This is a genomic window from Rhodococcus sp. 11-3 (assembly GCF_023704055.1).
In the GTDB taxonomy this organism is placed as follows: domain Bacteria; phylum Actinomycetota; class Actinomycetes; order Mycobacteriales; family Mycobacteriaceae; genus Rhodococcus; species Rhodococcus aetherivorans.
Map to the genome: position 1 here is coordinate 4,911,652 of NZ_CP080406.1, position 11,849 is coordinate 4,923,500.

Below are 11,849 nucleotides of genomic sequence, written 5' to 3' on the forward strand. Positions count from 1 at the left end.
GTGACCGACACTGTCACCCTGCCCACCTACGACCAGGTCGTTCGTCTTCCCCGCGAGTACGGCCCACTGGTCGTCCCGCCGGAGTTCGAGGACGCGAACGGCCACATGAATATCCGGCACTACCTGGACCTGGGTGCCGAAGCGATCGACATCGCGTTTCGCCGGATCGGCCTCACCGACGATTACCGGGCGACTCGCAAGCAGGGCTTCTTCACCGCGGAGCATCACCTGAAGTACTACGCGGAAGTGCACGTCGGCCATAGAGTCTCGGCCTACTTCCGGATCGTCGAGCGCTCCGACAAGATCATCCACGGCATGGCCCTGCTCGTCGACGACACGACCGAGGCACTGGCGAACACGCTCGAGGTCGTCGCACCCCATGTCGACCTCACCACCCGTCGCGTCGTTCCGTTCGCCCCGGACGTCGCGGAGGCGGTCGATCGGGAACTCGCGATCACCGAGCGGGTCGACTGGCCGGCGCCGGTGTGCGGCGTGATGGGGATCAGGTCACAGCGCAACAGAGCCGGTCGATGACCGACGCATACTTGTCGCGATCACGCGCCGGCGCAGCTTCATCGTGGCCGTGACCTCGTCGCCGCCCGGCGGCCACTCCTGATCGAGCAGCGTCCACGCACGGTCCCCGGCCCGAGGCGAGGCGCCGGAAGTCATCGGTGGCGTACGCCCCGGCCCAGCCGACCAGTGCATCCTTGCCCGGGCTGCGCCGGACGAGCCGCTCGAGCATGTCGCCCACGACCATTCGCATCTCGCGCCGGTCGCGGATGCCGACTTCTCCGGAAATCCCGTGCGAGAGTTCGACCGGAATCGTCCCTCCCCCCCGCCTCGCTGTGGGCAGATTGCGCGGTTCCCACCCGGGCTCAGGACGCGGCAAGCAACTCGCCCTTGAAAACGATCGTTAACGCGGATACATTTGTCATACGGTCGGACCAAACCCGACGACCCCGTCCCCGCGACCTGTTCTCGCGGCGACGGCGAAGCCACCCGAGCAGGAAGGGACCAGCAGGTCGATGACTGATTTCACCGCATTCACGGACGTGACGTACGAGGTCGACAACGGGCTCGCCTGGATCACGATCAACCGGCCGGACCGCTACAACGCCTTCCGCGCCCGCACAGTCGACGAGCTCGTCAAGGCCTTCAAGGCAGCCTGGGGCAGCCCCGAGGTCGGCGCCGTCGCACTCACCGGCGCCGGCGAGAAGGCCTTCTGCTCGGGCGGCGACCAGAAGCAGCGCATGGAGACCGGCGACTACGGCCCGTCCGACAGCGGCCTGTTCGAGGTCGAGGCCCTGCACCGTGTCATCCGGGACACCCCGAAGCCCGTCATCGCCGCCGTCAACGGTGTCGCCGTGGGCGGCGGACACGTACTGCACCTGCTGTGCGACATGTCCATTGCCGCCGAGCACGCCATCTTCGGACAGAACGGCCCACGGGTCGGATCCTTCGACGCCGGCCTGGGCACCGGCTACCTCGCCCGCGCCATCGGCGAGAAGCGGGCGCGGGAGATCTGGTTCATGTGCCGCCGCTACAGCGCCCAGCAGGCCCTGGAGTGGGGTCTGGTCAACAAGGTCGTGCCCGCCGACCAGCTCCGCGCCGAGGTCCGGGCGTGGGCCGACGAGATCCTGCAGCTCTCCCCCACCTCGCTCAAGGTGCTCAAGCAGTCACTCAACGCCGACACCGAGCACTTCATCGCCCAGGGCAACATGGCCTACTCCACGCTCAAGCTGTTCGGTGAGTCCGCCGAGGCACTCGAGGGCATCAGCGCGTTCAACGAGAAGCGCAAGCCCGACTTCTCGAAGTTCCGCGGCGCCTGACCATCCCTTGCTCCCGGGCGGCGGGACACCACCGTCCCGCCGCCCGGTGACCTGCCCCCAGATTCCGTCGCCCTCCCCGGTCCTTCACAGAGAGCAGTTGTCGACATGCGCTTCAGCCGAGAACAACGAGAGTTCGCAGTCGCGGTCCGCGAGTTCTGCGACGCCGAGTGCAAAACTCTTCAACAACGCGATGCGCTGACCGAGGGTGGCACCGTGGCCAACAGCCAGGTCATCCTCGACAAGTTTGCGGGGCTCGGCTGGCTCGCGGTGTCGTTGCCCGAGGAATACGGCGGAGGCGGCGCCGGGATGGTCGAGGAGTGCATCTTCCTCGAGGAGACCTCCCGCGGCCTCGCCCCCATCACCGGCTACTCGACCGGCCTGACCGCCGCCCAGACGTACCTGCGCTACGGGACCGAGGAGCAGAAGCGCACGATCGTCTCGAACATGGCCGCGGGCAAGCTCGAGGCGATCGCCCTGAGCGAGCCCGGCGCAGGATCCGATCTCGGTGGCGTCCGCATCAAAGCCGAGCTCGTCGACGACCATTACGTGATCAACGGCCAGAAGACGTGGATCTCCGCGGCCCACGTCGCCGAGCACATCCTGCTGCTCGCCCGCACCGATTCCTCCGGCTCCAAGCACGAGGGTCTGACCCTGTTCATGGTGCCCACCGATACCCCCGGCCTCGAGATCCACGGCATCGCCACCATGGAGGCCCGCACCTGCAACGACCTCTACTTCACCGACGTGGCCGTCCCGGTCACCGCAGTGGTCGGCACCCCGAACCAGGCGTGGCGTCACCTGATGCGCGGTCTGAGCGTCGAGCGGCTCATCATCGCCACGATGTCGCTCGGTGCGGCCGAACGCGCGCTCGACGACGTCATCGCGTTCGTCACCGAACGTGAGCAGTTCGGTCGCAAGATCGGCAGTTTCCAGGCGATCCGCCACCGCATCGCCGATCTCGCCACCGAGATCGCCTTCGCGAAGTCCTTCGTCTACGAAGTTGCCGAACGCATCGATGCCGGTGAGGAGGACAATCTCAACCGTGAGGGCTCGATGGCCAAGCTCAAGTGCACCGAGATCGCGAAGAAGACCACCCTCGAAGCCATGCAGATGATGGGCGGCTACGGCTACACCCGCGAATACGGCATGGAAGAGCAGGTGCGTCGATCCCTCGCACCGACGATCTACGGCGGCACCAACGAGATCCAACGCGAAATCATCAGCAAGAGCCTGGGACTGTGATTCCCGTTCCCCGACCGATAGGACCCGATGGCATGACTACCTCCCCGTTCACGTCCGAGGCCCTCGCCGGCAAGCGAATCCTCATCACCGGCGGCGGAACCGGCCTCGGTCGCGGCGTCGCCCGCCACCTGGTCGACCACGGCGCCGAGGTTCACCTCTGGGGTCGCCGGCCCGCCGTCCTCGAGGAAGCCGCCACCGAGGCGTCCGTCTCGCGGCCCGGCTCGGTCCACTGGCAGACCGTCGATGTCCGCGATGCTGAGATGGTGTCCGCCGCGATGGACGAGATCTGGACCCTGCACGGCCCGCTCACCGGCGTGATCAACAACGCCGCCGCCAACTTCATCGCACCGACCGAATCGCTCAGCCCGCGGGCCTTCGAAGCGGTGACGTCCACGGTGATGAACGGTTCGTTCAACACCACCCACGCCGCCGGTCGACGCTGGATCGAGGGCGGCACGAAGGGCGTGGTCCTGTCCACGCTGACCACCTGGGTGTGGAGCGGGTCGGCGTTCGTCGTCCCCTCCGCCATGGCCAAGGCTGCCGTGCATTCGATGACCATGTCCCTCGCCGTCGAATGGGCGCGCTACGGCATCCGCCTCAACGCCCTGGCCCCGGGACCCATCCCCACCGACTATGCCTGGGAGATGCTCAACCCCACCGACAAGAGTTCGGTCGGCGCCACGCAGGCCGACCAGGTCCCGATGGGGCGGATGGGCACCATCGAGGAGCTTGCCAACCTGACGATCTTCCTGCTTTCGGATGCCTGCGACTACCTCACCGGTCAGACCATCGCCATGGACGGCGGCCAGATGCTCGCCGGACCCGGCACTTTCGCCGGTCTGACCTCCATGACCGATGCGGACTGGGCCTCCGCACGCGAACGCAGCAAAGCCGCAAGCGAGGCCGCCAAGGCCCAGCGCGGCGTCTGAGCTCCCCGCCCGACGGGCCTTACCGCCGGAAATCACTCTCCGGCGGTAAGGCTCTCGGGCGCGTTCCCGCACTCGGCTACACCGCACGGCCGTCAGGAGAGCCATGACCACCGACAACCCCACCGCGCTCCGGTTCTTCTCCACCGGCGCCGAACGGCTGTTTCGAGTCGCCGACGTGACCGGTGACGACACCCACGGGTACACCGAAATGGTCACGGGACCATGGCTTGCCGACAAATTCGGACGAGCGTGCCGAGGGACTCTCGGTGTCGTGATGGACGACGTGATGGGACATCCCGTCAATGGAATGACGCCCGAGGGATTCTGGGCGGTGAGCACGGAAATCCACCTCGACTTTGTAGCGGATCCACCGGTCGACGGCTCGGTTCTGCGCGCCGAGAGCCGGGTTCTCGGTCGAGGCTCACGGACCGGGCTGGCCGGTGGTCGGGTCGTCGACGCGCAGGGCCGCCTGATCGCCTGCGGGTCCACCCGCCTCCAGACAGTGCCGCTCACCGACCCACCGGGCGCACCAGCGGTCTCCCCCGACGATCTGGACTCTCGAGTCCGTGCCCGCTCGATCGTCGAACTGCTGGGAGCCGAACACGCGTGTGGGGCCAGTGGGATCGAGTTCGGCCCGTCTCCGACGCTCGCGAATCCGATGGGCAACATCCACGGCGGTGTGCTTCTGTGCGCCTCCGAGATCGCCGGCTCGGCTGCGCTGGCCATCGACGCGGACTTCCGCACCACTTCGATCCACATCTCGTATCTGCGGCCGTGCCCGTCGGACGAACCCGTCACCTTCGCACCGAAGGTTGTGCACCGGGGTCGCAGCCTCGGGATCGTCGAAGTCTCCAGTCGCAACGCAGCCGGGAAGACGTGCACCGCCGCCACCATCACCTGCAGTGCCGTCCACTGACCGGCGAGGACACCCCTTTCGACCCGCAACAGCCCCAGGGAGTGCTCATGACAGCCTCGGTCGTCGTCGCCGGCGCGGACTGGCAGAGGCACGGCCGGTGCCGAGATGCGGACCCCTCGCTGTTCTTCGGACCGGAGAACGAAGGCGGTCACGAACGAGCGCTGCGCGAAACTGAGGCGAAGAGCGTGTGTCGGCGATGCCCCGTGCTTCTCCGATGCCGAAAGCATGCACTGGCGCATTTCGAGCAGTACGGCATCTGGGGCGGCCTGACCGAGAGCGAGCGCAAACGACACCGGCGACCGCTGTGGAGATTCCCGTAGCCATCGGGCCTAGGGCCGGAATGAAACCGATCCCGGCGGTATCCACCGGTTCGTCCATCAGATCGGCGCCGGTGACGAATGCAGCCTGCCCATTACAACACCCCGGGGGTATGCAGTATCGTGCAAATGGTACGACCGAAAGGATCTTTATGGACGCCGTGGTGATGCAGGAGTTCGGGGGGCCTGATGTCTTGAGGTGGCAATCGGTCCCCGATCCGATAACCGGCCCCGGGTGGATCACCGTCCGGCTGAAGGCCGCCGCACTCAACTGGCACGACGTCCTGGTGCGACAGGGCAAGTACTCGTCACCCCTGCCGCACATCCTCGGCGCGGACGGCGCGGGTATCCGCACGGACACCGGCGAGGAGGTCCTCGTGCTCCCCTCGCTGTGGTGGGGCGATCGCGAAGCCGCCCCGGGCGCACAGTGGGAGATCCTCGGTGATCACCAGCGCGGCACCTACGCCGAGTTGGTCCGAGTCCCGAAGGACTGCGTCGCGCCCAAGCCGCGCAGCCTCACCTGGGAACAGGCCGCTGCACTGCCCCTCGTCGGCCTCACCACCTACCGCGCCCTGTTCACACGCGGCCGCCTCCGCTCCGGCGAAAACCTCCTGGTCCTCGGCGCCGGCGGCGGCGTCGCGACCATGGCCGTGATGCTCGCGGCCGCCGTGGGCGCGCGCGTCACCGTCACCTCCTCGTCCACGTCCAAGATCGCGCAGGCGCAAGAACTCGGCGCGACGAACGGCGTGTTGTACACCGACCCCACATGGCCGGACGCCGCTCGCCGACTCTCACCCCATGGCCAGGGCTTCGATCTCGTCCTGGACTCCGTCGGGACGTGGGAACAGTCCATCGCCGCATTGCGACCAGGGGGCCGATTGGTCGTGCTGGGGGCGTCACGCAGCGAACACGCCACCCTCGACGTCCGCCCGTTCTACTTCGGGCAGTACGAACTGATCGGGACCACGATGGGCAGCCCGCACGACTTCACGGGCCTCCTCCGTCTGCTGGACGCCGAAACAGTCCCCCCACTGCCCATCAGCGCGGTGTTCCCTCTCGCCGAAGCGGCCGCCGCACACAAGCACCTCGAGCAGGGAAGCGGGTTCGGGAAGATCGTTCTCTCGCACAGCTGAGAGCCGTTCGCGCACCGGCAGTCGACGCCCCTGTCGCTATCATCGAATCCCGATACAACTGACTGTCGGTGCGAGACACGGTTCGGCGACGACGAGAGGACGCGTAGTGGCGAGTGAACGGCCGACGCCTGCCCGCGACAGCCGCGACGTGATCGACTGGATGCGCGCCGAGTGGTCGGAACGGCGGGATTCGGCCGAACTGGAGTTCGCCACCACGATGGCCCTACTTCGTACGCATCAGTGGGTCGTCCGCGCCATGGACCGGGAACTGCGCTCACTTCGATTGTCGCGCAACGCCTATCTCATTCTGACGTCGCTGCAACTCTCGGAGGATCGAACTCGCCCACTCGGAAAGCTGAGCAAGTACCTCATGGTCCATCCCACCACGGTGTCGATGGCGGTCGACCAACTCGAGAAGGCCGGCCTCGTCGAACGTCATGCTCATGCGACGGATCGCCGGACCGTCCTCGCCACTCTCACCCCGGCCGGCTTGGACGTGGTCGAGGAAGCGAACGATCGACTCGCCGGCGCCCGGTTCGGTCTCACCTCGGTCGACACCGAGACTCTGGAATCGCTGATCGCACACCTGCAACTCGTCCGCCACGCCGTCGGCGACATCGAGACCGGCCACTGAACGACTGAGCTCCTCGCGGCCGAAGCCGTCGAGTGCCGCGCTCCCCTGCGTCGACCGCACACCTCTTGCCACTTGAACTTTGTCGACCTACTATTCAAACCTAGAGTTCTTTTCGGCAGGGAACAGGTCCACTCGCCTTCACATTGTGCGTCAGCACTTCCCTCGCCGTGATCACCCCCGATCGAATCACGCACAGGAGCACACTCCGATGGTTTCCTTCGCATTCACCGACGAGCACGAGGAGTTCCGAAAGACGCTGACAGCGTTCAGCGACCGCGTCCTCCTCCCCGGCTACCGCGACCGAGCCGCATCGACGGACTTTCCCTTCGACATCCTGAAAAGACTCGGCGACATCGGCCTGCTGGGCATCGGGCTACCCGAGCAATACGGCGGGACCGGCACCGAAGATCCGATTCTGCTCGGAATCGCCACCGAGACTCTCGCATACGGCGACGTGAACATGGCATCGGCTCCCGTACAGATCGGTCTGGTCGCCTCCCAGCTGGCGCTGTGCCGGGACGAGGTCCAGGAGCGTTACCTCCCGCCCCTGATTCGCGGCGAACAGACCGTCGCCATAGCCTTGACCGAGCCGGGCTCGGGATCCGACGCGAGCGCCCTTCGCACCACCGCCACCGCCGTGGAGGGCGGGTGGCGCCTGACCGGTGAGAAGACCGCGATCTCGTGGGCGATGAACGCCACCGCGGCACTCGTCTATGCCCGCGAACCCGGATCGGAGCGGGCGCGGGGCGTCAGCTGCTTCGTCGTCCCGCTCGACGCGGACGGAGTCACACTCAGCCACATGCCGGGCATGGGTTGCCTCCCGCTGGGCTGGGGAAGCATCCACCTGTCCGACGTCTTCGTCCCCGAATCGCATCTCGTCGGCGAACTCGGCAAAGGCTTCCACTCGGTCATGGAGCACTTCGACTTCAGTCGTGCCGCCCTCGGGCTGATGTGTCTCGGAGCCGCGAAACAGAGCCTCGAGGAGGCCGCCGACTACGCCCGGCATCGGGAAACCTTCGGGCAGCCGCTCTCCGAACACCAAGGCCTCGCGTTCCAATTCGCCGAACACGCCACCTACCTCGAGGGCGCTCGCTGGATCTGCTATCGGGCGCTGTGGCTTCGGGAAACCGCTCAACCGCACACCGCCCTCGCGTCGATGAGCAAGTGGTGGCCGCCCGTCGTGGCCAAGAACGCGATCGAGTTCGCCATGCGGGTACACGGAAACCTCGGCTACTCGACCGAATCACCTCTGCAGCAGAGATACCGCGACGTCACCGCCTACCTCGTCGCCGACGGCACGGCCGAGATCCAGAAGCGCATCATCGCCAAGGACATCTTCGCCCGCGGCACGGTATCGCTCTGACCCACCACTCCCGAACGGACTACACGAATGAACACGCGTGACATTGCAGCACCGAAGGAACTGAAGGACAGCAGCGCCCTGGTCGTGGGAGGCACAGCCGGAATCGGCCTGGCGACCGCCGTGGGTCTCGCCCAGACCGGCGTACCGCGGATCATGATCGTCGGTCGCGGATCGCAACGTGGAGCTGCTGCCCGAGAACGCATCTCGTCCGCCAACTCGTCGTGCGACGTGACCTTCCTGTCCGCCGATGCGACCACCGTCGACGGCGCCACGCACATCGCGTCCGAGGCCGAACGGGTCCTGGACGGCGTCGACATCCTGGTCTCCACGACGGCCGCCGACACCCGGCCGGAACTCTTCGCGAACATCCCCACCGACGACATCGCACGCATCTTCAACCAACTCGCACTGCCGTGCATGTACCTTGCGAGCGAAATCGTTCCGCACATGTCTGCAAGGAAGTCCGGGGTGATCATCAACGTCGCCTCGGATGCCGCGAAGACCGCCACGCCCGGCGAAGCGGTCATCGGAGCAGCCAAGGCGGCGATCGTGATGTTCACCCGAACCCTCGCCATCGAAGCCAAACGCAACGGGATCCGAGCCAACGTCCTGACCCCGTCACTGGTCGCCGGCACCGGTTCGACCGAGCGGATCACCTCCGACGGATTCAGCGCCAAACTGTTCGCCAAGGCCGCCCAACAAGCGCACCTCGGCGTCCCCGAATCCGAGGACCTGGCAGCACTCGCGGTCTTCCTCGCCTCCCCCGCTGCACGACGGCTCACCGGTCAGGCCATCAGCGTCAACGGGGGAATATCCGCGGCCTGAGAACTGCCTCCGAAGCGGGGGCAAAACCCCTCACCTGGGTGACGCGACGGCACCGCAATTGCATGAGACTCGAGTCCAGCACGAGAGGACGTGCAACGAGAGCGCCGGTACGTCCTGACACTGTTCAACCCCCACCCAGAGAGAAGGTTGATCATGACGACGATCGAGTCCGCAGAAATTGCATCGATTCCAGACGAGATCGCACGACAGATCGTGCTCCCCGAGGGACACAGCGATGACACGAAGCTGCACGAAGCCTACCGGTGGCTGCGCGAGAATCAGCCGCTCGCGCAGGGACGGGTGGAGGGATACGACCCACTCTGGCTCGTCAGCAAGCATGCCGATCTGATGGAGATCGAGCGACAACCGCACATATTCAGTGCCGGTGGGGGCGAGACCAAGGGCTCCCACAATCCCATTCTCGCCAACCAGGCCGGGGACGAGTTCACAAAGAAGCTCACCGGGGGAAGTCTCCGCATCCTGGATGCGTTGCCCTATCTCGACCCTCCGGAACACACCACCATCAAGGATGTCGCGTTCGATTGGTTCCGACCGGCGAACCTCAAGAAGTGGGAAGAACGCATTCGCGAGACCGCGAAGGATTCCGTCGATCGCCTCGTGTCCGGGAGCCACGATCTGGACGCCGTGCAGGAATTCGCGGTGTTCTTCCCGCTGCACGTCATCATGTCGCTTTTCGGTGTCCCCGTCGAGGACGAACCGCGCATGATGGCGCTGACCCAGGACCTCTTCGGGGTCGCAGACCCGGAAGCGACGCGCGAGGATATCGAAAACGTGTCTCCCGATGCCGCAGCCCAGCAGTGGGCGGCCGCGATCTCGGACTTCTACGCCTATTTCGATGTTCTCGTCGAGAACAGGCGAGCCGAACCGCGAGACGATCTCGCGACCCTCATCGCGGTTGCCAAGGATGCGAACGGCGAGTATTTCCCCAAGACGTTCGCCTACGGATGGTTTGTTGCAATTGCGACCGCGGGCCACGACACGACAGCGAGCACACTCGCGGGATGCCTGCAACAACTGGCCCTGCGTCCCGACGTCCTCGATCGAGTGCGGGGCGATCTCGACCTGGTACCGCACCTGGTGAACGAGGCGCTGCGCATCGTATCGCCGGTGAAGCAGTTCACCCGCGTCGCTCTCAGCGACTACGAACTCCGCGGGCGCACGATCAAAGCCGGCGACCGCCTGATGCTGTTGTTTCAGTCCGGCAACCGCGACGGAGAAGTGTTCGACGACCCCGATACCTTCGACATCGACCGGCGTCCGAACAAGCAGATCGCTTTCGGGTACGGACCGCACATGTGCATCGGACAACATCTCGCGAAGCTCGAGATGCGGGTCATGCTCGAGGAACTGCTGCCGAAGCTTCGCCGCGTCGAGGTAACCGGGGAGCCCAAGATGATCCAGACCAACTTCGTCGGCGGGCTACGGCACCTTCCCGTCCATCTGACCTTCGCCTGACCAGGGGGTGTGCCGAGGCGATGATCGCACTCGGCGCACCACCCTCAAGTGAGAAAGCACCCGGAGCACATGACGAAAGTTACGTACCATCTGCCGGACGGGACATCGGCGCGGATTGACGTCGAACCCGGCGAGACGTTGATGAACGCCGCGTTGCGCAACAATCTTCCCGGCATCGTCGCCGAATGCGGCGGCAGTTGTGCATGCGCGACCTGCCACGTTCACCTCCCCAAGAAGTACAGCTACTGCTTCACCCCACCGACCGACGAAGAGACGGATCTGATCGCGTATCTGGACGCCGCGGACGACGAGTCCCGCCTGTCCTGCCAGCTCGTCGTCGACGACAGCGACAACGAGATTCACATCCGCGTCGCAGACAGTAGGTGAGTCGATGACGACTCGGATGCGCGGGGACACCACGATGAACGTCAGGCACGCCTTCTACCTCGTCGTCGGGATCGCTGCAGTACTCTTGACGTGGCCATTCGCGTTCGACTGGATCGGCGACGGCGGCAACATCCTCAACCCGGTGGCATTCTTCGGTGATGGTCTCGCACCTGGCGGAACAGCTGCCTTCCTGAGTATCGACATGTTGATCGCGTGGACGGTATTCGTTGTGTGGGTGCTCACGGACACCGCTCGGATCGGCATGGGCCGGAAGTGGGGCGTGGTATTCGTGCTCCTGTCCTACATCGGCGTGTCGATGGCCTTCCCTTTCTATCTTATTGCCCGCGAGCGCTTCCTGACTCGCACGACGGCCGGTCGACCGGTGACGGCCGAGGTGCACTCCCCGGGATCCGGTGTGATGCAGGACTAGCAGCCGACAAGACCCTGTGTCGAGCCGAGCTCGACATCGCCGTCCCTCGGAAGGTGCACGACCACCGCCAAGGGACCGACATGGAGGACGGGCGCGCGAACACGTCGCTTCTGCCGCAGAAGTGCGTATTCACAAAACAACTCGAACTGACGACAGGGACCGGCCATGACCGAGAACAACTACGCCTTCCTCATCGGAGGTAAGTGGCGCGCACCCACCTCGCGCGTCATGACCACCGAGGAATCTCCCAACGACGTACACGTGGTCTGGCACGGCCCCGAAGACGCCGAGGCCGACGTGGACGCGGCAGGGCGCGCGCTCGACGATCCGACCGGGTAGTCCCGGCGGGACCGATACACCGGGTGCAG

General features: G+C 65.7%; 14 protein-coding genes. All 14 read left to right on the forward strand.

The window, feature by feature from the left end; genetic code table 11:
* The gene (locus KZJ41_RS22605; protein WP_102799258.1) at nt 1-534 is read left to right on the forward strand and encodes a thioesterase family protein; all 534 of its coding nucleotides are present in this window, start codon (nt 1-3) and stop codon (nt 532-534) included.
* A gap of 491 nt (nt 535-1,025) precedes the next feature.
* Nucleotides 1,026-1,829 (forward strand): enoyl-CoA hydratase-related protein, encoded by an 804-nt coding sequence (locus tag KZJ41_RS22610; RefSeq protein WP_006941794.1) that lies wholly within the window; start codon nt 1,026-1,028, stop codon nt 1,827-1,829.
* Between the two features lie 105 nt (nt 1,830-1,934).
* Complete coding sequence (locus tag KZJ41_RS22615; RefSeq protein WP_006941795.1) at nt 1,935-3,071, forward strand: acyl-CoA dehydrogenase family protein; 1,137 nt, start codon at nt 1,935-1,937, stop codon at nt 3,069-3,071.
* A 32-nt stretch (nt 3,072-3,103) separates the two neighbouring features.
* Entirely contained in the window at nt 3,104-4,000 is an 897-nt protein-coding gene (locus tag KZJ41_RS22620; RefSeq protein WP_006941796.1) for an SDR family oxidoreductase, read from the forward strand.
* Nucleotides 4,001-4,103: 103 nt separating this feature from the next.
* Nucleotides 4,104-4,916, forward strand: coding sequence for a PaaI family thioesterase (locus tag KZJ41_RS22625; protein WP_006941798.1), 813 nt, complete (start codon nt 4,104-4,106; stop codon nt 4,914-4,916).
* Between the two features lie 47 nt (nt 4,917-4,963).
* Entirely contained in the window at nt 4,964-5,236 is a 273-nt protein-coding gene (locus KZJ41_RS22630) for a WhiB family transcriptional regulator (RefSeq protein WP_029545720.1), read from the forward strand.
* A gap of 149 nt (nt 5,237-5,385) precedes the next feature.
* Nucleotides 5,386-6,366 (forward strand): zinc-binding dehydrogenase, encoded by a 981-nt coding sequence (locus KZJ41_RS22635; RefSeq protein WP_251549670.1) that lies wholly within the window; start codon nt 5,386-5,388, stop codon nt 6,364-6,366.
* A 106-nt stretch (nt 6,367-6,472) separates the two neighbouring features.
* Complete coding sequence (locus tag KZJ41_RS22640) at nt 6,473-7,000, forward strand: MarR family winged helix-turn-helix transcriptional regulator (RefSeq protein ID WP_006941801.1); 528 nt, start codon at nt 6,473-6,475, stop codon at nt 6,998-7,000.
* 208 nt (nt 7,001-7,208) lie between these two features.
* On the forward strand, nt 7,209-8,363 hold the full coding sequence (locus KZJ41_RS22645) for an acyl-CoA dehydrogenase family protein (RefSeq protein ID WP_102799261.1): 1,155 nt from the start codon (nt 7,209-7,211) through the stop codon (nt 8,361-8,363).
* A 27-nt stretch (nt 8,364-8,390) separates the two neighbouring features.
* On the forward strand, nt 8,391-9,188 hold the full coding sequence (locus tag KZJ41_RS22650) for an SDR family NAD(P)-dependent oxidoreductase (RefSeq protein ID WP_006941808.1): 798 nt from the start codon (nt 8,391-8,393) through the stop codon (nt 9,186-9,188).
* Nucleotides 9,189-9,341: 153 nt separating this feature from the next.
* On the forward strand, nt 9,342-10,664 hold the full coding sequence (locus KZJ41_RS22655; protein WP_006941809.1) for a cytochrome P450: 1,323 nt from the start codon (nt 9,342-9,344) through the stop codon (nt 10,662-10,664).
* 69 nt (nt 10,665-10,733) lie between these two features.
* On the forward strand, nt 10,734-11,051 hold the full coding sequence (locus tag KZJ41_RS22660; RefSeq protein WP_006941812.1) for a 2Fe-2S iron-sulfur cluster-binding protein: 318 nt from the start codon (nt 10,734-10,736) through the stop codon (nt 11,049-11,051).
* A 4-nt stretch (nt 11,052-11,055) separates the two neighbouring features.
* Complete coding sequence (locus tag KZJ41_RS22665) at nt 11,056-11,481, forward strand: DUF2834 domain-containing protein (protein WP_102799262.1); 426 nt, start codon at nt 11,056-11,058, stop codon at nt 11,479-11,481.
* A 165-nt stretch (nt 11,482-11,646) separates the two neighbouring features.
* Nucleotides 11,647-11,820 (forward strand): hypothetical protein, encoded by a 174-nt coding sequence (locus KZJ41_RS22670; protein WP_006941816.1) that lies wholly within the window; start codon nt 11,647-11,649, stop codon nt 11,818-11,820.
* The last annotated feature ends 29 nt before the right edge of the window (nt 11,821-11,849 follow it).